Origin of the sequence: Salimicrobium halophilum, from assembly GCF_900100295.1 — a bacterium.
In the GTDB taxonomy this organism is placed as follows: domain Bacteria; phylum Bacillota; class Bacilli; order Bacillales; family Halobacillaceae; genus Salimicrobium; species Salimicrobium halophilum.
Genome location: NZ_FNEV01000001.1, coordinates 568,853 through 593,843 on the forward strand (window position 1 = coordinate 568,853; position 24,991 = coordinate 593,843).

The window sequence follows — 24,991 nt, forward strand, 5'->3', positions numbered from 1 at the left end:
TCTCCTGTATCTATTAACTATGTTCGTACGTTGTTTCCGGTATAGGGTCTACGATATTTCTTTCATCTTTGTTGAACCAGCTGAAGAATATGTAGCCCATGATGGCTGAAAAAATGATTTCCTGCATAATTTTCATGATGATGCCACCCAACTTCTGATCTTCCACAATAGGCATGGAAGTGAAGAATCCAGGACCGCTCAGAGAGCTGGGTAATCCTTCTAGAATTCCGGAAGGGACACAGAGACTCATCGCTTCCATCCAGGCCCCTGATTGAGTATAAGTATCATACAATGGCACCTCAGAAAAGATGATCAGCGCACATGCAGGAGTGATCAATACTCCATTTGCGAAAATGAAACCTATCTTGAGAATCGGACTGAGCCTGTCCAGATTTTTCGATGGCGGAAATACAGAGACCCACATACAAAAGGCCAGAAACAGGATTGTTGTTGATATAAAGGCATGGACCAACTCATTCGATTTGGCAAAATCGAATACGACAGGCACATGATACATCGAAAATATACCATTGAATAAAATGAGAGCAAGCAATGGTCTCGTCAACAGCTTCATGACAGGTCTGATTATCGGTCGATCCACTATCCTTTTCCAAACCTCTAAGGGAACGCCTTTGATTATAAGAATAGGTACCAGTAAATAATAGAGTGCCATCTGCGTCATGTGTGCTGCAAACATGATATGGCTCAGTAAGTCGACGGGAGACCCTTTCACGATATAGAGAAGCGTGACCCCGGACAGGAACATCACCTTTTGCAACGTGGAAGCCTTTCCTTCTTCGGTTTTTCTACCGGGCCCTGTAAGGTAAAAGTAAAGAAGTACAAGCCCCAGAATAAAAATCATATAGTATGGGCTCCACAACGCTCGAAACCCGAATATCTGTAGTTCTAACCACATCTTTTTCACCCCATGTCTAAACGTTCCTATTCCCCATTTTAACGGACATCAGCAAAAAAAACGAGATGTATCACCCATTGTTTCTTAAAATGTCAAAATTTAAAACAATGGACTGTTTCCTCAAAAGCATGTATGTACCTCCGTAAAAAAACGTATGAAATCAGGGTTTCTACTCTGATTTCATACGTTTCTGTTACTTATTGTGCCAGTTCCAACCTTACCACCAGATGATTGTTGTAAAAGTGATGATCGTGAGAATTGCAACTGCAATTCCGCTGAACATCATCATTGCTGGCATTGTATGTCCTTTATTCTTCATATGCATGAAATAATAAAGCTGAAATACCACCTGTACTACCGCAAGAAGGATCAGCACAGGCTTTACGAAATAAGAACTTATTTCTAAAATGACCATCCCAAACGCAATAAAGGTGAAGAGGATCATCAGCGTGAAGCTGATCACCTGATGAATCATCTCTTCTTTATGCTCTTTCTTATGAATGTCAATCTTATGTTTCGAAGTGGAATCCGTGTGATCTGTCATTCTCTACCCCACCTTTCCCATAAGGTATACCACAGTAAAGATGAATACCCATACTACGTCGATGAAGTGCCAATAAAGACTGGCAATATAGAATTTCGGTGCATTATAAAGGTTCAGTCCGCGCTTCTGGTTACGGATCATCAAAGCGACGATCCAGCTGAGACCGAAAACTACGTGTCCCCCGTGGAATCCAACCAGGGTATAAAACGCTGATCCGAATGCCGAAGACCGGAACGTGAATCCATATTCATGGATGTAATGATAGAACTCGTATATTTCACAACCGAGGAACCCGAGACCGAGGAGAACAGTTATTCCAAGCCATAACTGCATCTTCTTGAAATCGTGATTCTTCATGTGATACATCGCATATACGCTTGTCAACGAACTGGTCAATAGGAGCATCGTCATAATGAATACTAGTTCAAGACCAAAAAGGTGCTCCGGAGTGTTCTCTCCGGACGTCGAGCGGACAAGAGCCAGGTATGTCCCGAAGAGAGAAGCGAATAGCACTGTCTCTCCTCCAAGGAACATCCAGAATCCTATAAATTTGTTCTTACCTTCAAGGGTGGCTTTTTCCGGATCATGGGGCATCTGTTTCGGATTTAAAACGTCGTCATGACTCATTATTTGCCATCCCCTTTCTCTACAAGATCTTCTTTATGAATGTGATAACCGAGGTCATCCTTCAGGGAACGGGTGAGCATTGAACCCAGGGTAAGTCCCATTCCGACAGCCACTGCTATAAACCAGGCATTGTGATCCACTTGATAAATGAATCCGAATCCTGCGATAAACAGACCAAGAGACATCAGGAATGGAAGAACAGAAGCGTTCGGCATGTGGATATCTCCAAGCGGTTCTGCAGGAGTTACACCTTTTCTTCCTTCCATCTTCTCGATCCAAAGAGGATCCAAACCACGAACAAGTGGTGTCTGTTTAAAGTTATAGAACGGTGGTGTAGATGGAATCGACCACTCAAGAGTACGTCCATCCCACGGATCGGCGGATGCCTGAGGTTCTTTGATCGCTGTATAAACGATGTTGTAAAGGAATATCAGTGTACCGATTGCCATAAGGAACGCACCGACCGTACTGATCATGTTTCCTGTTGCAAGGCTTTGACCTTCGAAATATGTCCAGTAACGACGTGGCATTCCCATAAGACCAAGGAAATGCTGGATGAAGAACGTCAAATGGAAGCCGATGAAAAACGGCCAAAACGCAAGATGTCCCAATTTCTCATTCAGGACCTTACCGAACATCTTCGGCCACCAGTAGTGCAATGCTGCAAAGATACCGAACACTACCCCACCAACGATGACGTAGTGGAAGTGCCCAACTACGAAATACGTATCATGGTACTGATAGTCAGCAGCAGCAGATGCAAGCATTACTCCTGTCATACCTCCAATGGTAAATGAAGGAATAAATGCGATAGACCAAAGCATAGCTGCACTCATCTTAATGCTTCCGCCCCACATCGTAAATAGCCAGTTGAATATCTTGATACCCGTCGGTACAGCGATTGCCATTGTAGAAACGGCGAAAATCGAGTTTGCGATCGGCCCGAGTCCTACCGTGAACATGTGGTGGGCCCACACCATGAAGCCTAGGAAACCGATCAGTACAGTTGCGAAAACCATCGCTGAGTAACCGAACAGTCGTTTTTTCGAGAAAGTAGAAATAATATCACTGAACGCACCGAACAATGGAAGAATAAGTATGTAAACTTCCGGGTGCCCGAAAATCCAGAATAAGTGCTCCCAGATAATTTCATTACCACCAGCGGTCACATCAAAGAATGCTGAACCGAACATACGGTCGAACATCATAAGAAACAGACCAACCGTAAGTGCCGGGAACGCAAATAGAATAAGCACACTTGTAATGAACGTCGTCCATGTAAAAAGCGGCATACGCATATAAGTCATACCAGGAGCTCTCATGTTAATGATCGTTACCAGGAAGTTGATACCACCGATCAATGTTCCTGCCCCTGAAATCTGTAATCCCATGACGTAGTAATCAACGCCGTGTCCGGCCGAGGTCGTAGACAGCGGTGCATAGTTCGTCCAACCAGCATCCGGTGCCCCGCCTGTGAACCACGATACGTTCAGGAGTAGGCCCCCGAACAGAAATAACCAGAAGCCGAGAGAGTTCAAAAATGGAAATGCTACATCTCGTGCCCCTATCTGTAATGGTACTACGGCGTTCATTAACGCAAATATGAGCGGCATGGCTGCTAAGAATATCATGGTCGTACCGTGCATCGTAATCATTTCATTATAAAGTCCTGCGGAAATAAACTCGTTATCCGGCTTCATTAGCTGGATACGGATAATCATCGCCTCGAGACCACCGATCAGAAAGAAGAATCCGCCGGAGACCAGATAAAGATGTGCAATCTTTTTGTGGTCAACGGTCGTAATATAATCCCAGATCATCGCTCCGAGGCCGCGTTGTTGTGCAATTGCATTACTCACGCTATAACCTCCCTTTTTCTCTGAATATCTACTCTTCGCTTGAAGAACTGACAGATTCCGGCGTTACCTCGGAATGATCCAGCTGCATCAAGTAATCAGCAATTTGCTGAGCTTCTTCTTCACTTACGTTGTATCCTTGCATTTTATTCCCCGGTTTAAACTCATCAGGGTTCATGATCCAGTCGACCAAGTTTTCCTTGTTATAATCTAGGATACCGGCAATTTTCGTACGGTTTCCGAAGTTACTCAGGTTCGGTCCTACCCCAGCCGGTGAGTTACCTATGGCATGACAGCCCATGCAGCTGTTTTCAAATGCAGCTTTTCCATCTTGTGCCGATTGCGTTTCAGGTGTAGCTTCGGCATCGATATTCTGCATGTCAGAAATCCACTGATCATAGTCTTCAGAACTTACTGCAATGACACGGAAATCCATAAGTGAATGGGATTCACCACAAAGTTCAGCACAGTGTCCCCAGTAAACGCCTTCTTCGTAAGCTTCTAAGTACATAGTGTTCTCATTTCCACCCGGGTTCGTGTCCATCTTACCTGCAATCGACGGTACCCAGAAGGAGTGGATCACATCACTGGATGTCATATCTAAGTATACGCGCTCCCCTGTAGGGATATAGAGGTCCTGACTGGTGGAAACTTCCTGATCAGGGTAATTGAAATGCCACCAATATTGATTTCCTGTAACCTCGATAGTAATTGACCCTTCTTCACTACGAGGGGCTTCATCTGCGAGATCGAAAGTAGCCTGTACTGTCGGAACTGCCAGAATAAGAAGCAATAGAATCGGAATTACAGTCCAGATGATCTCCAATGATTTGTTACCTTCCGTCTGTTTCGGGATGTAGTCCTCGTCTCCCTTCTTACGGCGGTAACGGATAAGTACAAAAGTATAAATAGCCATGACGATCACAAACACGAATAACATAATCGCGATACTGATCACCATGAGATCGAGTAATAGCTCAGCCCCGTACCCTTTAGGTTTGAGCGCACTTAGATTCTCTTCCCCACACCCGGCGAGGAAAAGTGTAAGTACACTGAAAATGAATACAGGACGAAGCTTGCCAATCCAACCTTTCATGTGTAATACCTCTCTTTCTCTTTTATATTTGGAAAGTATATTAATGTAAATTAGGTTCCCACCTAATTTCAAACGTAAGGAAAAGGCATGGTGACAAGCACCATCGTCAGAAACAGTACGGTAAGATAATTGAGTGAATATACAAACATCCATGTCGCCCATTTCTTATCATCTTTCATAAAGAAACCTGCCAGTGCTAATACGAGCCAGCCGGTAGATAGCACATAAGCTACAGTCAGAAAAATGCCGCCGAGCGATGCCAGGTAGAGCGGAAGCGGCAGTAGACACGCAACGTAAACGACAATTTGCCGTTTCGTCATTTCGAACCCTTTCACAACTGGAAGCATCGGTACTCCCGCTTTCTTGTAATCATCTTTTTTCTTCATAGCCAGAGCCAGAAAATGCGGAGTCTGCCACAAGAACATGATCAGAAAAAGGATCCAGGCTTCCATACGGAGCCCCGGTTCAATAGCTGCCCAACCGATCAATGGAGGCACGGCCCCTGAAAAGCTTCCGATCACCGTATTTAATGTATAACGGCGCTTGGACCACATCGTATACAGGACAACATACACGAACCAGCCGAACACACCCCACACGGCAGCCTGCCAGGATGTAAGCGTTAGCACCAGAGCCCCTGATGCCGACGCAACGACTCCCATAGTGAAGATGACAGGAAGGGAAATGCTTCCCGTTACGGTAGGACGCTTTTTGGTGCGGTCCATAATCGGATCGATATCCCGGTCATACCAATTATTCAATATACACCCACCCGCAATAACAAGCGCTGTTCCGATAAGCGTCCATAGAAGTGTCACCCATTCGGTCACAATCGATGAATTCGTAAAATACAACGCTAACCAGAATCCTGCAAATGTAGTGATCAAATTCGAATTGATAATACCTACTTTAATCAAGCTCTTTATATCTTGTACCAGGGAAGTATCCTGGCTGACTGCTTTATCCATGACGTGACCAGATGCTGATTCAACCGTTCTTGGATTGTCCATCACTTCGTATTCCCCCTTCTGCCTTCTGTCTTTCTAACAAAAGTTACAGAAAAATTAACCACTGACCTCTGAAACATCAAATCAATTGTATCACGTAACCCTCGTTCTATCTATTTAATTAGTAGAATTTTATATAATTGTGACGGTAATGTGAAAAAAGTGTGTAAACAATGTAAAATTTTAAAGGACTCATTTATTTTTACCAAAAGCAGCGGCTTTTTGCAAGAAGAGTTTGCAGCTATACATTCGTATTCACTGTTGGTAAACCAACATTCAAAAGAACAACCTAGCCTTAGTAGCTAGGTTGTCCGGAATTATTCAAATTCAATCAATAAATCTCCAACATGATTGGCCTCATTGCCTGAAACATACATCCCCAGCGGTTCGTTGCGAGCATTTTGCAGATCGGTTTCAGTTCTGCCATGATTTTACTCCCTGGCTTGTAGTATACGATTGTTTTTTGGGAGGTGCCGGCTCTGCCTCTTTCGTTTCTTTCTCTTCTTTGTAATGGACGCCTCTCGCCACACTATTCAACATTCCTACGGCCAGCATGAATATGAGAAGCGCAGATCCTCCATAACTTACGAACGGAAGTGGCACACCGGTAATCGGCAACAGTCCGCTCATTGCACCCAGGTTGATGATAGCCTGGATTGCAATCATGGAAGATATCCCGATGGCGAGCAGAGAGCCGAATGCATCTTCACACTTCTTCGCAATATACAAGCCGCGTAGTACAATCAATGCTAACAGACCCAGGGTAACGACTACACCGATGAAACCGAGCTCTTCAGCGATGACAGCCATTATGAAATCTGTATGTGGTTCCGGCAAATAACCCAATTTCTGTACTCCTTGCCCAAGCCCTTGACCTGTCCACCCTCCGGTCCCGATGGATATATAGGATTGAATTAAGTGGTACCCATCGGACTCAGGTGTTTCGAAAGGCTGATAGGCCCCTGTGAAACGGGAAGACCTTTCAGCAGTGTTCATCTGCTGAGCTGCCAGTATAATTACTAGGAAAATCCCGCTGATCAATATCAGCATATGCTTGACTTTGATCCCCGATGAAATAACGACACTTGCAGCGATCATAGCTATGACCGCAGCCGTACCTATGTCCGGTTGGAAAATGATGAGACCGAGCAACAATGCAGTCAAATACAGAGGAGGCAAGACTCCTTGTGTAAAATTCTCTATGTATGACTGTTTCTTCGCATAGACTGAAGCCAGATAAAGAATCAGACCTATTTTTACGAATTCTGCCGGCTGAATGCTCATTCCACCGAGTACGTACCAGGAAGTGGCCCCGTTTCTCGTCTCTCCGAAAACGAACAGACCGAGCAATGATACGAGCATGACCAGAACGGTGAGCTTCACAAATCTACGATATTGTCTATAAGGTATAAACGCTGCCGTAAGAAATATGACCAGCCCGATGACTGCCCACTGCAACTGTTTCATCAAAAAGTGATTCGGCTCTACATCGAACTTGACAGGTGCATCCACCATACTTGCACTATAAATCATCACGGAACCAAAACCGATAAGAACAAGTGGTGCAAACATCAGTGTAAAATCAAGAGATTTCCATCTTTTCATATTTCTCATCCCTACCATTTGATCTTATAATATTCATTAAACGATTACATGTACAAAAAAACTCAAATTACAACAAGAGGTCGTAATTTGAGCATTCTTTCATGACCGTTGAGATGCTTCATGTAATACATTCAGCTGTTTCTCCAAATTATCGAGCAAATCTTTGCCCTCTTCTTCGGTTATAAGATTAAGTCGTACCGCGAAGTGGATCTCACGGGACAATCCGAACATCTGTGTATCTAAAACTTCTTCGTATAAAGGACATTGAGGCATAGTCAAATTATCCATTTGAACTTTGATTAGCTGAAGAATTTTATCTGCATCCGCTTTTAGAAGGGCATATGCTTTCTCACGGTGATCAACTGCCACATCAGACAACATCCAACTCCCCCTCATCTGCATTCTTTCATTTTATAGTATCGCTTGTACCGAAAAATTGCAACAGAACGATGAACTAAACTTAGACCAATTATAGCAAAGATTAGCCTTTACTGCGAGGGAATTTCAGAATTAATGAAATCATAAGATGATTCTGCTATGATTAAAATAGAATGTCAAAGAAAGGTGGCTTTAACCATGATTGTGCAAATCACCGGGAAGGTTTCCTATCCGATCACGTTGGATCCGACAGTCTGGATTTTTGATGATCGTAAACAGACCTTCTCTGAAGTGTTCGGAGACGGAATCAGTACCGAAGAAGAGCAGGAAGTGGATGAATTACGAGAACAGGCAGAGCGGTTCAACCGAGCAATGTATCAGCAGAAAGTCAGCCCTCCCATCAACAAGAGCGTAAACCGCTACGAGAAAGAACGAGCAATCAAAGGAACCTTCCTCATGCCACTTTTGCCTTTTTTACATACAAGTGAAATTGACAAAAATGCAAACACCGCCGTATTAGAAACAACTGATGGAGAAGTTTCCATAACAACGGAACAGATCAGAGACTCTTATGCGTTGTTCGCAGAGACCGGAAAACCGTTGAAGGAAGACGGACCGATCCACCTATACTTCGGAGATGGTTCCAACAAGGAAGCCCCCGTCAAAGGCATTAAGAAGATCAGATTCGAATGAACATTAAACGAAAGAAAGCTTATCTCTTTTTAAGGAGATAAGCTTTCTTCGTTTGATCAATCCTGGTGTCTGCTTTTTTCCAGGATTTCACGTTCTTTTTCTGTTAATTCATTGTAGTATTGAACGCCGAATTGCGAACCTTCCGACACCATCTTGGAATTTTGCAGATTGTCCACTTCGGGTTCTCCGGCTTCACGAATCGGCATATCATCTAAGTCTTCTTTGGTGTTCAGTTGTTTCACTTTGTCTGTTAATTGGGTACGACGTTCCTCGTCATACATTAAGTATGCAACGGCTCCGCCTGTTACTGCTCCTGCTAATGCTAGTTTCCAACGCTTCCTCACATTACCACCCTTTCATTCAATGCTACAATTATTCTTCCCCATTATACACCATTCAAACGTTTTCTTCCTCTATATATAGGAAGAAAGCGTTCCTCTGTGCTATAATTGGATAAAGAGGTGATCGAAATGCGTGTCCAATGTGTACTATGCGATCAAATAGAATCCATTGATAGTAAAAGTTTACAGGCAAAACGGCTGCGCAATCGTCGGACCTCGACGTATATGTGCCAGTCCTGTCATGATCGTATTACTACGAACACGACTAAACGTGTGAATTCGGATAATTTCATTTTCCGACGAGAAATCAAAAACGAACATTACCTGTCCTAAGCAAATACAAAAGCCTATCCCCTTTTCATCAATAATGGAGGATAGGCTTTTTACTTATGCCTGTCTTTCTTTACGTTCTCTCGATAACCTCAATCGATATAACCCCAACACCACAGAGGATACGATCAAGCTTTCAGCAAGTGGCAGATTCAATCCGAGCATCAGTGTCAGAAGGAAAGTTCCTATGACTAGCACGGCATAAACTACTACGTTTTTCAGAAGCGGCAGTTTTTTTGCGAAACCGAGCTTGAACGTAATCACCGTCAAGATAACAATAGTTATATATAACCAGAAAAAGCTCTGAAACAACGCAGTTGCTTCCGAAGCATTGTTCAGGTTCACTTCCGGACCTAAATCGCGAAAAAAGAAGTCAGCTACAGGCCACAGATCTTCAGGAACCCGTAGTGTTGATGTCGCTTGCATGTTGCTTCCCCCTCTGTTTCATCTTTTCCTATCATACTAAAATTCATTCTATTATGCCAGTTGTTTAAGTTTCAGGAAAATTGATTTATACTTGGGTAGGAATCGAGGTGAAACGAATGAGAAACATTTTATTAGCATGCGCAGTCATTTTCTGTTTCGTGCTCACAGGCTTCGCCATTGCCGTAGAACTGTTCTGGCTCGCCGTGCTTTTGTTCCTTGCAGGAGGAGGAATTATGGGTTACGGTATAAAAATCAATAAACAGGAACGTACATAAAGAAAAGGACAAGGAACTCACATATATGAATTCCTTGTCCTTTATTGGTGTTTGCTCATTTGAGGCGAATATACCCCTTCACAACCTCGTCATGGATGTTGGCTCTAGTTGCGCAAACGGAAGACCGATCCACCATCGAAAGCTCGCTACCGTTTCCTGCGGTAACTACGCCTCCGACTTCTTCAAGAATCACCTTCCCTGCAGCAACGTCCCAAGGCATCAAACTCATGGTGACGTATCCATCGAGCAGACCCTCTGCGACGAATGCGAACTCAAGAGCTGCTGACCCATAGGACCTGGTACTTCTCAACGTCTTGACCAGCTCTCTTATCCCTTCCGCTTCCACCCTTCTGTTCTCTTCGAGCAACCATGTAGTATTAAGCGAAAAGATGGATTTCTCCAGTGGCCTGTTTTTCAAAACCTCCGGCAGCGGTTCTCCATTTCGATAGGCGCCCTCGCCTTTGACAGCTGTATAAAGCACATCCTCCATTACATCATAGATGATTCCGATTTCTCCGATACCGTCTTCATAAATCCCGATGGAAATCGCAAAATTTTTCTGTTGGTGGACGAAGTTCATTGTGCCATCAATCGGGTCCACGATCCAGACTATACCGTCAAGATCTCTTACATCATCCCCGAAGCCTTCTTCCCCGAATACCCGGTGAGAAGGGTAAGTACTTCTAATTCTATCCGCAAAAAACTCTTCCGTTTCCTGATCCATTTGGGTAACGAGATCGTCGGCGTTCGACTTCGTTTCTATGTGCAAAGGTTCATTGATATTATCTCTTATATGTTTACCTGCCTCCAGGACCCACGATTTCGCTTCCCGGAATACTCCTTGCTTGTCCATCAGCCATTCTCCTTTTTTCATCATGTATTCTTCTATGTTATCAAAAGGAGAAGTCCATTACACTAATTTCACACACTCAGACGATTTCCTCACTCAGCTTCTGTTCACGGAGTGTAGCCAACCTCATTTTACTCCAGGCAATCTGAGGCTCATCCTTTTCTTGCAGAGCTCTGAACAAGATGGTCAACTCTTTGTCAATCGCTTCTTCCACCAACCGATGTTCTCCGTTCCTTTCATTCAAAATATCAATTGCTTTTCTCAAAATGACACCCCTCTCCTATTTGAGCTTGTGATTTCTATGTATGTATCCGTTCCTTCCTCCTTCGAAACGTCTAATTCCAAAGAAATGTCCGATTTATGTTAAAATTTAACCTGAAATAAAGATGAGGTGATCATATGGGTACTTTTAACGGATTTGACCAAAAAGATTTTGAAGTGTTTCACATCGAAGGATTAGAGGAAAGAATGGAGATTCTTCGCTCACGCCTGTCCCCCAAGCTCGAGGATATTGCCGAGACACTCGCTCCTGACCTGGCAGCTCAGACTGGGGAAGAAATGTTCGTTCACGTAGCCAAGCATGCCCGCAGAAGTAAAAATCCGCCTAACGATACGTGGGCAGCAATCGCCAACAACAAACGCGGTTATAAAAAATTGCCGCACTTCCAAATCGGCTTGTGGGAGGATAAAGTATTTCTCTGGCTCGCTTTCATTTACGAAGCTCCCAATAAAGAAAGCATAGCAGAGGCGTTTTTGAATGACTTCGTCGAAGTGACACGGACCATCCCGGAGCACTACGTCCTTTCAAAAGATCACACGAAAAATGAGGATATTACTTACAATGAAGATAACCTTGAGAAGGTCCTCACCCGTTTTCGCGATGTAAAAAAGGGAGAATTCCTCGTCGGTCGTCGGTTTGACGCAGATGATCCCCTTCTAACTGACGAACAAGCCTTTATCCAGGAGGCAAAGCAGACGTTCGAAACCTTGCTTCCTATTTACAGAAAAGCATTGGCGTCTTGAATTTCCATACCTATCAAAAAAATGTGAAGGAAGATGCCTGAGGCACTCCTTCACATTTTTACCTTTGATCCTTCTTCATGTTTCGCTTTTTTGACAGCATGATAAGCGGAATATCCGGAAGACCGCTCAAATTGTTTGAATAATTGTTTCTCTTCACTTTTAGAAGGGACGATCTGCTTGAATCTCGTATAAGCCAGCATCAAATCTTCTTTTTCCGCACCTGTTTCATAAGCTTTCTCTACTAAAGAGTAAAAATTCACCGCATCGATGATTTCATCTTTGGACCAATACTCTTCGTCTATAGGATAGCTGTAATTCAATCCTTTCACCCCCACGATCCTCTTATTTTTTCCGCATCCTTTATCATCGTAACAAACAATTCATTTACGCTCACCACTTTATCAATTCTACCAGAAACCTGACCGGCCCATCCAAATCCTTCGTTTTCAATTCCTTCGTGGATAAAGCGTTTATTCGCATCTCCTGAAATATACGTTTTAAGGCCATCATAACCTACTTCTTTTTCTTCGAGAGAAAGAATATGCGTGACCCAGTCATTCAGGAGTACTCGTGCCGGTGCACCGATAGAACGCTTAATTACAGTCGTACCTGTAATACCGGCGTGTAAAATTGCTTCTTTGTATAAATCATGAGCATGTACACATTCCTTCGTAGCAACAAAGCGAGTCCCCATTTCCACACCTTCAGCTCCAAGAGCTAGTGCAGCCATGAGTCCTCGACCATCAGAAACACCGCCGGAAGCTATGACCGGGATGTCGACAGCATCACTCACTTCAGGTGTGAGCACGAATGTACCTGTATCAGCACGACCTATATGCCCCCCACCTTCCTGACCGACCACCATCACTGCATCAGCACCTAATTCTTCCGCTTTCTGAGCCTGCCGCTTTGCAGCTACAAGCACCAACTTCTTTATCCCTGTCCCCTCCACCATTTCGAGTATGCCCTTCGGATTTCCTCCAGTCACTGAAATCACCGGGACTTTCTCTTCGATTGCTACCTGTACCATTTCTTCGTAAGGACGACCATGATTACCGATAGCATAATTGACACCGAACGGCAAAGATGTCTTCTCTTTCGTTTTATGTATTTCCGTGCGTAATTCTTCCGGAGTTGCGAGACTCATAGCTGTGATCTGCCCCAAGCCTCCGGCATTAGAAACAGCCGCAGCCAGATCTGAATAAGCTAAATGAGCAAGCCCACCCTGGATGATCGGATATTTAATGGAAAGTAATTCCGTAACTCTTGTGTTCCAATTCACAATTAACCCCTCCCGGGAACCTTTTTGAAATTATAACATAACTAATGAAACAACTGAGAAACCATCGTTTACCCGTACCTATTAAAAAAGCTGCCGGTAAGGGCAGCTTTTAAGTGTTATACTATTTAGAATTACAAGTAGGACAAGTGCTGTAAAGCGTGGACACCTTTTCATCTTCATAATGTTCAATGACCCTTTGGCAGTCTTGACATACGATTGTTCCCATTTCTCATCCATCCCTTCGTTTTTTGGAATCGCTTTCAATGTAGTTTCATTATATGTCCGGATATCCAGGAAGTCAATGGTTTAGTATAACTTTTTTAAGAAAATGTTATACTTTTTCTATAAAAAGACGTTCTACTGATAGTGGGATGATTCCTATATAAGAACAAACCAAAAAAAGAGCCTTTGGAAGGCCCTTTTCCCTTATCATGGTCGCTCGATTTTTTCCGGGTTCAATAGCGTATACCCCTTGTCTCTTAGACCAGTCACTATATCATTGAGTGCATTATTCGTCCATTCCCTGTCATGCATCAGGAGATTCGCTCCGTTTCTCAGTAAAGGAGTATTCACCATAATGTCAGACAGTGCCTCGGCGTTTGTATACTCTTCATTCCAATCATAACCGTATGTCCAGTTCATCAGGAGCATCCCTTCTTCCTGAACAAGTTGCTTGGAATACTCCGTGTTTTGGCCAAATGGAGCACGGAAAAACTCGGGACGTTCCCCGATTATCTTCTCTATGCGATCGCTGAGCCCTACGATTTCCTCACGCTGCTCCTCCTGGGAGAGGTCCGGCAAGGATGCATGTGTCATCGTATGATTACCGATAGGAAAACCCATTGCATGAATCTCTTTCAACATTTCCTCTTCTTCAGGCGTATCCAGGAAATGACCGTTCACAAAGAAGATAGCCGGAGCTTTTTTTTCTTTTAATTTCTCCGCCATTTCAACCGCATGTTCGTCAGGCGCATCATCAATAGTCAGAAGAGCGACTTTTTCCTCGGCATCGTTGATAGGGGCAAATGACCAATCTTCCTGAAGAGTATATTGCGGTTCTATTGGCTCTTCAGTCTCTTTCATTCCTTTCGTTTCTTCTGCCTCTTTTTTCTGTTCTTCTTCCCCGTTAGTATCCTCAGTTTTTTCCTCTTCCTTTTCTTCCTCCTGTTTGTTTTCCGTTTTCTCTTTCTCTTCTCCCCCGTCCCCTGATGATGCATCTCCTGCAGGACTGCAGGCAACCAGAAACAGAGCTAAGAGCGCTATGATCCATATTCTCATGCTGATATCCCCCTGTATAATTATGTATAACCTCTCCAATTATAGTACACTTTTTCTATATTCTCTATTAATAATGCGAATTTTGTATTATAATATGAAACCGTGACTTGTGGAGAAGTCTGTAAAGGTGGTCCCTCACATGAAAGAGTATTTGAAGCATTTCAAATTATTCGGAGGACGTACGATCAAAACCGGCATTTCTGTGTTTCTTACAGCACTAATTTGTTCTTTTTTCAATCTGCCGGTTATTTTTGCTGTAATCACTGCCGTTGTCACTATTGAACATACAGCAGTTGCGTCAATCAGGAAAGCGGCCGTTCGCTTCCCAGCTTCAGCTCTCGGCGCCCTGATAGCAGTCTCCATGTACTCCCTTTTCGGAAAAGGGGCTCTTACATTCGGGCTGGCTGCTATGCTTACGATAGGATTATGCCATAAGCTGAAACTTGATGACGGGATTGTGGTAGCGACAATCACTGCCATCGCTATGATTCCCGATTTTCAAGGGAATGAAATTGTTTCGTTTGTTACAAGGTTGGGTACTACTTCTATTGGGATAGTCGTTTCTACTCTTGTAAATTTCTTTCTGCTCCCGCCGAACTACACGCCGATGATCCTTCAGAACCTTCACACAATGAACCACACAGCAAGCCAGCTGCTTCGTCGCATAATGATGAATGTTACAGGGGAAGCTAAACATAAAAACTCTTCCATCAGACGATTGCATCGTCAACTGACCAGTCGGTTGGAACGAACAGAAATCCTTCTGCGTTTTCAGCGGGAAGAGTGGAAATATCACCGACATTCCAGAAAGGATCTGAAACAGCTAGTATACGTGAAGGAGCATCTTTCTCTGATGCATCAACTCGTACATCACCTTGGGAATATGGCGTTCGCGTGTGAAACCTCCCCTGCTTTCAGTGAGACAGAGAAAGAATTGCTGAAGGATCTTGGACCGAAGTTCGAAAAAGCATTAACAGCTGAAAGACATGAAATCAGTGAAGAACATTTCAAACTTGTGGAAAATCTGGATCGGCTTTTCTGGAAATGGAGAGAAGAGCACCTTGAGAAAAATGACGGATTCAGGCATCATTTCGCTACAGAAGTGGTATTAGTATATGAACTACTTTCTTTCCACGACGTCTTAGAAGAAATGTATCAGTTGACGACGAAGCATCGAGACCATATCATCACATATGGTGACAAAAACTGAAGAAAGGATGAACACTCAATGAATCAAGTAACAAAAGTATTCTACATTTCTGTAGTAATTGCGTTCTTGTTTATCGGTTGGGGTGTAATACCTGAAAGTGTACTCCCAGACGGTAACTTGTCCAACGTTACAGGAATCATCCAAGGATTTCTCACCGATAAATTCGGTTGGTTCTATCTACTGTCAGCGACAGGATTCGTTATATTCTCTATTTACTTAGTTTTCTCGAAGTACGGCAAGCTTAAACTCGGGAAACCGGAGGATGAGCCGGAATATCCATATATCACCTGGTTTGCTATGCTATTCAGCGCCGGAATGGGGATCGGGCTTGTATTCTGGGGAGCTGCTGAACCACTCTCCCACTTCCATACACCGGCTGTACCTGAACAGGAAGCTCAGACTCCTGATGCTGCATATTCAGCCATGAAATACTCGTTCTTCCACTGGGGACTTCACCCTTGGGCCATTTATGCAACATTGGCACTGGCTCTTGCTTATTTCAAATTCAGAAAAGGAGCTCCAGGTGTTATCAGTGCAACACTGACACCACTTCTTGGTGAAAAACGCGTGCAAGGTCCTATCGGAACTACGGTGGACTCCATCGCTGTATTTGCAACAATCTTTGGTGTCGCAACGTCTCTTGGACTAGGTGCATTGCAGATATCAAGTGGTCTTGGGTTCACTATACCAGGTCTTGAAGACACATTTACTTTGCAATTCATTATTATTGTAGCAGTAACGATTCTATTCATGATTTCTGCTATGACAGGTTTGAATAAAGGAATCAAATATTTAAGTAATACGAACATCGTGCTGGCCCTGCTACTTCTTCTATTCATGGTTTTCGCAGGACCTACCAACTTCATTATGGACTTCTTCACCACTTCCTTCGGTGGGTACATTCGTGACTTACCTTATATGAGTTTCCGACTCACCCCTTTCGCTGAGGAAGATAATACATGGGTAGAGGCTTGGACGATTTTCTACTGGGCTTGGTGGATTTCCTGGGCACCTTTCGTAGGAACATTCATCGCTCGTGTCTCCCGCGGACGTACAATCCGCGAATTCGTTCTTGGTGTATTACTTGTACCGACAATTTTCGGTGCGCTTTGGTTCTCCGCATTCGGCGGAACAACAATTGGTCTGGAATATTTCGATGGAATCGATATCAATTCTGATATGGCGGAACTTGGTACAGAAGTAGCGCTGTTCTCTATGTTTGAGCACGTACCACTCGGATCCATCATGTCATTTGTAGGCTTGTTGCTGATCAGTACATTCTTTATCACTTCAGCAGACTCTGCTACATTTGTTCTAGGTATGCAAACCACAGGTGGTAGCCTGAACCCGAATCGTAAGGTTAAATTTACATGGGGTGTTATTCAGGCAGGTGCAGCTTCTGTACTCCTTTGGCAAGGCGGATTGGGTGCGTTACAGACAGCAGCCATCATTTCCGCCTTCCCGTTCACGTTCATACTGATCATGATTTGTTTCTCCCTGATGATAGCTTTCAAAGACGAAGCCAAAACAGTAGACTTGAAAAAGAAAAAATAATAAATAATTCAACAAAGAGTGCCCTGGGTTTTCCGGGGCACTCTTCTTATATCATGAGACGTACCACGGAATATTACTTACTTTTTCGTTTGTATGACCTGTTTCTACAAATGGATTTCTTTTCCTTAACATTTCGATTACAACCGCTCTTTTCCAAAACTCGTCTGTTATTGTAAGTATAGAGTTGAACGGAAGGAGACGAATCGTCTATGAAATACTCTTTCTTACTTAGTTATATTTTATTATTTATCCTGGCTCTACAATTTACAGATCCTACGGTTGATGTCATTTATGCATCCTCCAACAATTATGAAATATTATTATTGGCAGAAGAAGATAAAGCGACATCAAAACCGTTTATGACTGCTCTATTGGAATTCAAGGAAAATGAAACAGAGAGTTTCCAATTCACAAAAGAAGAAATGAGCGCTCAGGAAGTCGCTGCTTCCCCGAAAGACATTCCTTCCATTATCGTGAAACAAAATGGATCGGTAATCGGAAAAGTCACCGGGGAATCATTATCGACGCAACAAATTATCGATGAATTAACTACAATCTTGCATAAGTAAACCAAAAAGAGCTGTGAAGCGTATTCACAGCTCTTTTTATATACAACGAATCAAATGTCACCTACAATTCAATAAGCTCTCAGAACGTCTGATATACACTCATCGGTTGGCTGAACTCTCATCGTATAATCCTCTTGGAACAACAAAAAAGCTTGCAGCAAAGATTTCTCTCAGCTGCAAGCTTCTCTTTATACTTATTTAATGTGGATAGGACGACCGATAGCTACTTCCGCTGCTTCCATATTGATCTCTCCCAGGGAAGGGTGAGCATGGATGGTAAGCGATAGATCTTCGGCTGTCATTCCTGTCTCGATAGCAAGTCCGATTTCAGCGATCATATCACTGGCATTCGGTCCTGTAACATGACCACCAATGATAAGCCCATCGTCTTTGCGAGTCACGAGCTTAAGGAAACCATCTGTGTTATTAAGAGAAAGAGCACGACCATTCGCCTGGAATGGGAACTTGGATTCTTTCACTTCATAACCGGCTTCTTTCGCTGTGTCTTTCGTATACCCGACAGAAGCGATCTCAGGGTCGGAGAATACAACGGCTGGAATAGCGAGATAGTCGATTTCCGCTTTTTCACCGGAAATAACTTCCGCTGCGATTTTACCTTCATAAGATGCTTTGTGAGCAAGAGGTGGGCCTGGCACGATATCTCCGATAGCATAGATGTTATCGAAGTTTGTACGACTGTGTTTATCCACCTGGATATAACCTTTGTCGTCCATTTCGACTCCCATCTCTTCTAGACCCAGTTCATCCGTATTCGGACGACGGCCGACAGTAACCAGCACGTAATCAGCTTCTACTGTCTTCTCTTCGCCTTTGACTTCATAGGTCACTTTCACACCATTGTCCGTTTCTTCTACGCCTTGAGCCATTGCATTCGTTACAACGTCAACGCCTTTACTCTTAAGGTTTTTCGTAACCGGTTGAACGAGATCTTTTTCGAATCCGTTCAGGATACGGTCCGTACCTTCCAGGATAGTCACTTCCGTATCGAAGTTAGCGTAAGCAGTACCGAGTTCTGTACCGATGTAGCCTCCTCCGATTACAATAAGCTTCTCTGGAATCTCTTCAAGGTTCAAAGCTCCTGTGGAGTCAAGAACACGATCAGAGAATTTGAAATTAGGAATTTCAATAGGTCTTGAACCTGTAGCGATGATGCAGTTATTGAACTTATACGTCTGAGACTGCTTATCATCCATGATTTTAACGGTGTTTTGATCGACGAAATATGCTTCGCCTCTCAAGATCTCCACTTTGTTCCCTTTCAGGAGTCCCTGTACGCCGCCGGTCAATTTCTCCACGACGCCGCCTTTCCATTCCTGAACTTTAGAAAAGTCTACAGTAGGGTTCTCAGAAGAGATCCCCATGTCTGCATTACCTTTAGCTTTTTCGAAGTTGTGACCAGCTTCGATGAGAGCTTTCGACGGAATACAACCTACGTTCAGGCAGACGCCGCCCAAGTTGCCTTTATCTACAATAGCAACCTTCTGACCTGTTTGAGCAGCACGGATGGCAGCTACATAGCCGCCTGGTCCTGCTCCTACTACTAGTGTGTCCAATTCGATTGGGAAATCTCCTACTACCATACTTTACGCCTCCATCATGATTAGTTGTGGATCGTTCAGTAAACGCTTGATGTTATTCATCGCATGCTGGGCAGTTGCGCCATCGATAATTCTGTGGTCAAAGCTGAGAGAAATAGCAAGTACAGGAGCGATGACTACTTCTCCGTCACGTACCATAGGTTTCTCCGCAATACGACCGATACCGAGGATAGCAACTTCCGGGTGGTTGATGACAGGTGTGAACCACTGACCACCAGCAGAACCGATGTTAGTGATCGTTGTAGAAGCACCTTTCATTTCTTCGCCGGAAAGTTTTCCGTCCCGTGCTTTGACAGCCAACTGGTTGATTTCATCAGAAATCGAGAACACAGCTTTACGATCGGCATCTTTTACAACTGGTACAAGTAGACCTTTGTCTGTATCAGCAGCAATACCGATATTGTAATAATGCTTCTGAATGATTTCGTTCGTCTCATCATCCAGGGAAGTATTCAGTACTGGATACTTCTTAAGCGTAGACACAAGGGCTTTCACAACATACGGAAGGTATGTCAGCTTGATGTCCTGCTCAGCAGCAACTTCTTTGAATTTCTTACGGTGAGCGACAAGTTCCGTCACGTCCACTTCATCCATCAGTGTAACATGCGGTGCCGTCTGCTTCGAGTTGACCATTGCTTTAGCGATCGCTTTACGCATGCCACTCATCTTCTCTCGGGTTTCCGGATAAGCTTCGCCGGAAGGAACCTGCTGTTTGCTTTCTCCGGATTCAGCTTGAGCTTCCTCTGCAGGAGCTTCTTCTCCTTCAGATGCAGCAGGCTGATCGCCGCTTACATATGCATCGATGTCTTCTTTAAGTACGCGACCGTTCTTACCGGATCCTTGTACTTTCTGGATGTTCACGTCATTTTCACGTGCATATTTTCGTACGGAAGGCATAGCGATGACACGCGTTCCATCATCTTCTTCAGAGTCGTCAGAACCGGAAGCTGCAGGCTGTTTCTCTTCTTTTTCTTTTGGTTCTTCTTTCACATCTTCCTGCTCTTCTTTCGCTTCTTCCTGGCTGTCATCAGAAGAATCGTCGTCTTCGTACCCTTCTGCATCGAACGTGATGATTACCGTTCCTACAGTAGTCGTTTCGCCTTCGCCGACATGAACTGCTTTTACAGTACCATCAACGGGAGAAGGGATTTCTACGACTGCTTTGTCGTTTTGCACTTCACAAAGCACATCATCTTCAGATACTTCTTCCCCTTCTTTTACAAACCACTTTGCAATCTCACCTTCATGGATACCTTCACCGATATCAGGCAATTTGAACTCATATGCCATTTGGGAAAACCTCCTACTTGGTCTATTTTAGAAATTCATTACGCTTTCGACTTTTTCAATGATCGACGTGTGGTCAGGCAACCATACACCTTCCGCTTGAGTGAAAGGATAGATTGTATCCGGAGCTGTTACACGCATCACTGGTGCTTCTAGATGAAGGATCGCTTTTTCCTGGATCTCAGCAGCGATACTTGCCGCGATACCTGCCTGCTTCTGAGCTTCCTGAATGACTACAGCGCGATTCGTCTTTTCTACAGACTCAAGAATCGTTTCGTAATCGACAGGGCTTACAGTTCTAAGATCGATCACTTCAGCAGAAACTCCATCTTCTTCAAGTTGTTCAGCTGCTTTCAGTGCAGAGTGGACCATTGCGCCATAAGCGACTAGAGTCACATCTGTACCTTCACGCTTCACGTTCGCTTTTCCGAGTTCCACCGTGTATTCATCTTCCGGAACTTCTTCACGGAAGGAACGGTAAAGTTTCATATGCTCAAGGAAAATCACTGGATCATTATCACGGATGGACTGGATCAGGAGACCTTTTGCATCATAAGGGTTTGATGGAATAACAACTTTGAGGCCCGGCTGTTGCGCCATCAATCCTTCTAGGCTGTCCGCATGAAGTTCTGGTGTGTGTACGCCTCCACCGAAAGGAGAACGAACAGTAATTGGCATCTGGCGTGTACCACCGGAACGGTAACGGTAACGAGCCATTTGACCGCTGATTGCATCCATTGTTTCGTATACGAAACCGAAGAACTGAATTTCAGGTACAGGGCGGAAGCCTGTAAGGGCAAGACCTACTGCCATACCGTTGATTCCTGATTCAGCTAGAGGAGTGTCAAACACCCGGTCTTCACCAAATTCGTCCTGCAGGCCTTCAGTTGCGCGGAATACGCCGCCATTTTGACCAACGTCTTCCCCGAAGACTAGCACATTTTCATCATTTCCGAGTTCTGTGCGCATCGCGTCCGTGATGGCTTGGATCATTGTCATTTGTGCCATGATTTACTTCGACTCCTTTTCTGCGTATTCTTCCCGCTGTTCTTTCAGGTTCTGTGGAAGTTCTTCATACATGATATCCATCAGGTCCGTGACCTTCTGTTTAGGTGTGTTGTCTGCTTCTTTAATGGCAGCTTTGATTTCTTCTTTCGCTTTCTCGATTACTTCGTTCTCTTCGTCTTCACTCCAGAGATCTTTTCCTTCGAGATATTTACGGAAACGGACGATCGGATCTTTCTTCTCCCACTCATCGTCCATGTCTCCTGTACGATAGCGTGTCGGGTCATCCCCTGCCATTGTGTGAGGACCATAACGGTACGTCATCGTTTCGATCAGCGTCGGTCCTTCTCCGTTAATAGCACGTTCACGCGCGTCTTTCGTCACAGCATAAACAGCAAGTACGTCCATGCCGTCTACCTGGATTCCTTCAACACCGGCCGCGACTGCTTTTTGAGCGATGGTCTGAGCGGCAGACTGTTTTTCGACAGGTACGGAAATAGCGAATTGGTTGTTCTGTACTACGAAAATGTTGTGTCCACCGAAAGCACCGGCGAAGTTGACACCTTCATAGAAGTCACCCTGAGAAGCACCGCCGTCACCTGTGTATGTGATAGCTACATTGCTCTCTCCACGTTTCTTGAATCCGATCCCTACACCGGCCGCCTGAGTGATTTGGGCACCGATAATGATCTGCGGACTTACCGCGTTCACTCCTTCAGGCATCTGGTTTCCTACATAATGACCTTTGGAGAATAGGAACGCTTTAGTAAGCGGAAGTCCCTGCCAGATAAGCTGAGGTACGTCACGATATCCAGGTAGAATGAAATCTTCCTGTTCAAGCGCGTACTGGGAGCCTAGCTGAGAAGCTTCCTGCCCTGCTGTCGGTGCGTAGAAACCAAGACGTCCCTGTCTGTTCAAAGCAATTGAACGCTGGTCAAGGATTCTTGTGTATACCATGCGGCGCATAATTTCTTTCAAGTCGTCATCTGATAGATCAGGCATCGCATCTTCATTTACGATTTCGCCTTCTTCGTTCAGAATTTGAAACGTTTCGAACTGATTTTCGATGTTTTCAAGTGTTCGTTTCAATGTCTGTCACCTCTTCCTTTCCATATAAAAAGATGTAAGTGCCCCTTAGAGGAGCTTTCATTTCAGTGTAGCCAACTTAAGGAAAAACTGTACCTGTTACCTCTTATTCGTGATACCCGAATAGATAATTCTTTAATCATTTATTACGATATATAACTGTTACACAAAAAGCGATTTAACTCACTGGTACAATCTTTAATCCTTAAATAGTTTAGCTCACCATTCATGAATTAGTCAATAGCCCTTGGACTACCAAGGTAAATAAAGAAAGGCCATCTCGCTTCTGGCACGCTTGACGGCAATTAATCCCCTCAGACAAAATCTGTATCACTTCCTCTATCCTTCTGTTGCAATTGTAGACTAAAACAAGCTGACATGCAAAAGAAAAAGACCGTTCATCAGGAACGGTCTTTACTCTGCGGATTATTCATAGCTTACGTTCAGGTCCGCCGCCTCGTAAAAATCTTTCTTCAATTTATTGAAGCTTTCTGTTTTTTCATTGAAGGTATCGTTGATTTCGATTACCTGCTGATATTTTTCATTGATGCTTTCCACTTGGGAGCGAAGCGTTTCCTCTTCCAGGTCCTCCTGTTTCAGCATCGTGTAAAGTTCTTCATCAAGCTTCAGAGCTTCCTGATAGGCGCTATGCATCTTTTCATAAGCGGCATATCGTTCCTCCATAGCAGCTACAAGATCATTCGCGACAGACTGTGCTTCTTCATTGTCTTCTATGTCCCCGATCAACGGAGCCACTTTGCTGAATTCCTCTTTCGCTGACTGGATACTTTCGTTTTCAAGCTCGAGCTTTTCTTTTCTCTCTTCCACTAAAGCGAGTGCTTCATCCGATAGTTGCTGGATCTTTTCCAAATCATTCATGCTGGAATCGATGATCTGGTTGTAAAGCTTCTGCTCTTCCTGTTCAAGTTCGCTCAATGCCGACTGCTGTTCTTTAAATGCATCTTCGAGCGTCACTGTTTTCTCGAGATGGTCATACATTTCTTCCTTTGCAGACTGACCGGAACATCCGACTAGTACTGCGAGCACCCCTATAAAAACGAACGCAATTGATTTTCTTAACACGGTCTCGCTCCCCCTTAACGATCGAAAACTTTCATTGTTTTTCATCCATATCTACAATAGTATAATAAATGGAATAGAATGAAAAGATTATTTTCTTACGTTTATCGAGGAAGAAAGGATGAGATAGATGATTACAATGGAAGATATCGTCCGCGAGGGTCACCCGGCTCTCAGAAAGAAAGCTGAGGAAGTGGAACTCCCCGCGACAGAAGAAGAAAGACACACCCTTTCCGAAATGCTTCAATTTATAAAAAACAGCCAGGACGAAGAAGTCTGTGACCGCTATGGACTACGCCCTGGCGTCGGTCTCGCTGCCCCTCAGATTGATGTGAACAAACGTATGCTTGCCGTACACTTCACCGACCTGAAAGAAAAAGAGTATAGCTACGGGCTTTTCAACCCTAAAATCGTAAGCCATTCGGTGGAAATGACCTACCTCTCGACAGGAGAAGGATGCCTATCGGTCGATCGTGAAGTTCCGGGTTATGTACCACGTTATCGCAGAATTACCATCAAAGCTACGGATCTCGAAGGAGAGGAAGTCAAACTCCGCTTGAAAGACTTTGCAGCTATCGTGTTCCAGCATGAAATCGACCATTTGAACGGCGTCATGTTCTATGACCACATTGATAAGGAAGATCCATACGCTCTTCCTGAGAATGCCACTCCGGCGGATAGATAAACATCAAAAAAGACCGGCCTTTCTGCAATTGAGAAAGGTAGTGACCCCTAAAAGTTAGAGTTTTTATTATGAAGCTGATTTGCTGGTTTGAGTCCGGTATTGAATAGGACTTAAGCCAGCCAATTTTACTTTTACGCGTTCGTGGTTGTAGTAGTCCATGTATCCCTCGAGCTTTCTCTCAAGCTCTTCATAAGAAACCAATTCTTCTCCGTAATACATTTCCTGTTTGAGAATCCCGAAGAAATTCTCCATCGCCGCATTATCAGCGCAGTTAGCTTTCCTGGACATACTCTGGAAGATACGATGTTTCTTTAAGGTTTTCACCCACTTGCGGTGTTGGTAATGCCAGCCTTGATCAGAGTGGATGGT

Annotated in this window: 30 protein-coding genes; 8 read left to right on the plus strand and 22 right to left on the minus strand. The window is 44.0% G+C overall.

The window, feature by feature from the left end:
• Positions 1-13 precede the first annotated feature (13 nt).
• The 8 genes from ctaG to BLQ44_RS03105 all read right to left on the minus strand — a co-directional run bounded on the left by ctaG (position 14) and on the right by BLQ44_RS03105 (position 8,032).
• Entirely contained in the window at positions 14-916 is a 903-nt protein-coding gene (gene ctaG, locus BLQ44_RS03070; protein WP_093191929.1) for a cytochrome c oxidase assembly factor CtaG, read from the minus strand.
• Between the two features lie 217 nt (positions 917-1,133).
• The gene (ctaF, locus tag BLQ44_RS03075; RefSeq protein ID WP_093191931.1) at positions 1,134-1,460 is read right to left on the minus strand and encodes a cytochrome c oxidase subunit IVB; all 327 of its coding nucleotides are present in this window, start codon (positions 1,458-1,460) and stop codon (positions 1,134-1,136) included.
• Positions 1,461-1,463: 3 nt separating this feature from the next.
• Positions 1,464-2,087, minus strand: a complete 624-nt coding sequence (locus tag BLQ44_RS03080; protein WP_093191933.1) for a cytochrome (ubi)quinol oxidase subunit III — start codon at positions 2,085-2,087, stop codon at positions 1,464-1,466.
• On the minus strand, positions 2,087-3,946 hold the full coding sequence (ctaD, locus tag BLQ44_RS03085) for a cytochrome c oxidase subunit I (RefSeq protein ID WP_093191935.1): 1,860 nt from the start codon (positions 3,944-3,946) through the stop codon (positions 2,087-2,089). The genes BLQ44_RS03080 and ctaD overlap by 1 nt, the downstream gene beginning before the upstream one ends.
• A gap of 28 nt (positions 3,947-3,974) precedes the next feature.
• Positions 3,975-5,039: a cytochrome c oxidase subunit II gene (gene coxB / locus BLQ44_RS03090; RefSeq protein ID WP_093191937.1), complete on the minus strand. Its 1,065-nt coding sequence runs from the start codon at positions 5,037-5,039 to the stop codon at positions 3,975-3,977.
• Between the two features lie 68 nt (positions 5,040-5,107).
• Positions 5,108-6,049, minus strand: coding sequence for a heme o synthase (gene cyoE, locus BLQ44_RS03095; RefSeq protein WP_093191939.1), 942 nt, complete (start codon positions 6,047-6,049; stop codon positions 5,108-5,110).
• A gap of 411 nt (positions 6,050-6,460) precedes the next feature.
• On the minus strand, positions 6,461-7,651 hold the full coding sequence (gene ftsW / locus BLQ44_RS03100) for a putative lipid II flippase FtsW (protein ID WP_093191941.1): 1,191 nt from the start codon (positions 7,649-7,651) through the stop codon (positions 6,461-6,463).
• 99 nt (positions 7,652-7,750) lie between these two features.
• Positions 7,751-8,032, minus strand: coding sequence for a YlaN family protein (locus BLQ44_RS03105; protein WP_093191943.1), 282 nt, complete (start codon positions 8,030-8,032; stop codon positions 7,751-7,753).
• Positions 8,033-8,227: 195 nt separating this feature from the next.
• Between BLQ44_RS03105 and BLQ44_RS03110 the strand changes: the two genes are divergently transcribed.
• Entirely contained in the window at positions 8,228-8,722 is a 495-nt protein-coding gene (locus BLQ44_RS03110) for a hypothetical protein (protein ID WP_093191945.1), read from the plus strand.
• A gap of 56 nt (positions 8,723-8,778) precedes the next feature.
• Here BLQ44_RS03110 and BLQ44_RS03115 read toward each other — a convergent pair whose 3' ends face one another.
• Positions 8,779-9,066 carry a hypothetical protein gene (locus BLQ44_RS03115; RefSeq protein WP_093191947.1) on the minus strand — a complete coding sequence of 96 codons (288 nt, stop codon included), beginning with the start codon at positions 9,064-9,066 and terminating at the stop codon, positions 8,779-8,781.
• A gap of 126 nt (positions 9,067-9,192) precedes the next feature.
• On the opposite strand from BLQ44_RS03115, the gene BLQ44_RS03120 reads away from it, so the two are divergent.
• Positions 9,193-9,396, plus strand: a complete 204-nt coding sequence (locus BLQ44_RS03120) for a YlaI family protein (protein ID WP_093191949.1) — start codon at positions 9,193-9,195, stop codon at positions 9,394-9,396.
• Between the two features lie 54 nt (positions 9,397-9,450).
• Here BLQ44_RS03120 and BLQ44_RS03125 read toward each other — a convergent pair whose 3' ends face one another.
• On the minus strand, positions 9,451-9,819 hold the full coding sequence (locus tag BLQ44_RS03125; RefSeq protein ID WP_093191951.1) for a YlaH-like family protein: 369 nt from the start codon (positions 9,817-9,819) through the stop codon (positions 9,451-9,453).
• 116 nt (positions 9,820-9,935) lie between these two features.
• Here BLQ44_RS03125 and BLQ44_RS16440 point away from each other — a divergent pair, with 116 nt between their 5' ends.
• Positions 9,936-10,094, plus strand: coding sequence for a hypothetical protein (locus tag BLQ44_RS16440; RefSeq protein ID WP_176757403.1), 159 nt, complete (start codon positions 9,936-9,938; stop codon positions 10,092-10,094).
• Positions 10,095-10,149: 55 nt separating this feature from the next.
• On the opposite strand, the gene BLQ44_RS03130 is transcribed toward BLQ44_RS16440, so the two are convergent.
• Both BLQ44_RS03130 and BLQ44_RS03135 read right to left on the minus strand, forming a co-directional pair.
• Positions 10,150-10,947, minus strand: coding sequence for an inositol monophosphatase family protein (locus tag BLQ44_RS03130; protein WP_093192042.1), 798 nt, complete (start codon positions 10,945-10,947; stop codon positions 10,150-10,152).
• Between the two features lie 76 nt (positions 10,948-11,023).
• A complete protein-coding gene (locus BLQ44_RS03135) occupies positions 11,024-11,209 on the minus strand; it encodes a hypothetical protein (RefSeq protein ID WP_093191953.1) in 186 nt (61 codons plus the stop codon).
• A 134-nt stretch (positions 11,210-11,343) separates the two neighbouring features.
• Between BLQ44_RS03135 and BLQ44_RS03140 the strand changes: the two genes are divergently transcribed.
• Positions 11,344-11,967, plus strand: coding sequence for a YktB family protein (locus tag BLQ44_RS03140; protein WP_093191955.1), 624 nt, complete (start codon positions 11,344-11,346; stop codon positions 11,965-11,967).
• A gap of 50 nt (positions 11,968-12,017) precedes the next feature.
• On the opposite strand, the gene BLQ44_RS03145 is transcribed toward BLQ44_RS03140, so the two are convergent.
• The 4 genes from BLQ44_RS03145 to BLQ44_RS03160 form a co-directional block, all read right to left on the minus strand.
• Positions 12,018-12,287: a UPF0223 family protein gene (locus tag BLQ44_RS03145; protein WP_093192044.1), complete on the minus strand. Its 270-nt coding sequence runs from the start codon at positions 12,285-12,287 to the stop codon at positions 12,018-12,020.
• Between the two features lie 5 nt (positions 12,288-12,292).
• Complete coding sequence (locus tag BLQ44_RS03150; RefSeq protein WP_093191957.1) at positions 12,293-13,249, minus strand: NAD(P)H-dependent flavin oxidoreductase; 957 nt, start codon at positions 13,247-13,249, stop codon at positions 12,293-12,295.
• Positions 13,250-13,370: 121 nt separating this feature from the next.
• Complete coding sequence (locus BLQ44_RS03155) at positions 13,371-13,475, minus strand: GapA-binding peptide SR1P (protein WP_093191959.1); 105 nt, start codon at positions 13,473-13,475, stop codon at positions 13,371-13,373.
• 203 nt (positions 13,476-13,678) lie between these two features.
• On the minus strand, positions 13,679-14,527 hold the full coding sequence (locus BLQ44_RS03160; protein ID WP_093191961.1) for a polysaccharide deacetylase family protein: 849 nt from the start codon (positions 14,525-14,527) through the stop codon (positions 13,679-13,681).
• Between the two features lie 139 nt (positions 14,528-14,666).
• On the opposite strand from BLQ44_RS03160, the gene BLQ44_RS03165 reads away from it, so the two are divergent.
• From BLQ44_RS03165 to BLQ44_RS03175, 3 genes are all read left to right on the plus strand, one after another.
• Positions 14,667-15,737: an FUSC family protein gene (locus BLQ44_RS03165; RefSeq protein WP_093191963.1), complete on the plus strand. Its 1,071-nt coding sequence runs from the start codon at positions 14,667-14,669 to the stop codon at positions 15,735-15,737.
• 18 nt (positions 15,738-15,755) lie between these two features.
• Positions 15,756-17,291, plus strand: a complete 1,536-nt coding sequence (locus BLQ44_RS03170) for a glycine betaine uptake BCCT transporter (protein WP_093191965.1) — start codon at positions 15,756-15,758, stop codon at positions 17,289-17,291.
• Between the two features lie 209 nt (positions 17,292-17,500).
• A complete protein-coding gene (locus BLQ44_RS03175; protein WP_093191967.1) occupies positions 17,501-17,860 on the plus strand; it encodes a hypothetical protein in 360 nt (119 codons plus the stop codon).
• Between the two features lie 194 nt (positions 17,861-18,054).
• Here BLQ44_RS03175 and lpdA read toward each other — a convergent pair whose 3' ends face one another.
• The 5 genes from lpdA to BLQ44_RS03200 form a co-directional block, all read right to left on the minus strand.
• On the minus strand, positions 18,055-19,461 hold the full coding sequence (gene lpdA / locus BLQ44_RS03180) for a dihydrolipoyl dehydrogenase (protein ID WP_093191969.1): 1,407 nt from the start codon (positions 19,459-19,461) through the stop codon (positions 18,055-18,057).
• A gap of 3 nt (positions 19,462-19,464) precedes the next feature.
• Positions 19,465-20,769 carry a dihydrolipoamide acetyltransferase family protein gene (locus BLQ44_RS03185; protein WP_093191971.1) on the minus strand — a complete coding sequence of 435 codons (1,305 nt, stop codon included), beginning with the start codon at positions 20,767-20,769 and terminating at the stop codon, positions 19,465-19,467.
• 27 nt (positions 20,770-20,796) lie between these two features.
• Positions 20,797-21,774, minus strand: a complete 978-nt coding sequence (locus BLQ44_RS03190; RefSeq protein WP_093191973.1) for an alpha-ketoacid dehydrogenase subunit beta — start codon at positions 21,772-21,774, stop codon at positions 20,797-20,799.
• Positions 21,775-21,777: 3 nt separating this feature from the next.
• Positions 21,778-22,860 carry a pyruvate dehydrogenase (acetyl-transferring) E1 component subunit alpha gene (pdhA, locus tag BLQ44_RS03195; RefSeq protein WP_093191975.1) on the minus strand — a complete coding sequence of 361 codons (1,083 nt, stop codon included), beginning with the start codon at positions 22,858-22,860 and terminating at the stop codon, positions 21,778-21,780.
• Positions 22,861-23,283: 423 nt separating this feature from the next.
• The gene (locus BLQ44_RS03200; RefSeq protein WP_245688081.1) at positions 23,284-23,940 is read right to left on the minus strand and encodes a YkyA family protein; all 657 of its coding nucleotides are present in this window, start codon (positions 23,938-23,940) and stop codon (positions 23,284-23,286) included.
• A gap of 127 nt (positions 23,941-24,067) precedes the next feature.
• On the opposite strand from BLQ44_RS03200, the gene def reads away from it, so the two are divergent.
• Positions 24,068-24,622 (plus strand): peptide deformylase, encoded by a 555-nt coding sequence (gene def / locus BLQ44_RS03205; RefSeq protein ID WP_093191979.1) that lies wholly within the window; start codon positions 24,068-24,070, stop codon positions 24,620-24,622.
• 66 nt (positions 24,623-24,688) lie between these two features.
• On the opposite strand, the gene BLQ44_RS03210 is transcribed toward def, so the two are convergent.
• Positions 24,689-24,991, minus strand: a 303-nt coding sequence (locus tag BLQ44_RS03210) for an IS3 family transposase (protein WP_143004681.1), incomplete at its 5' end; no start/stop codon positions are given.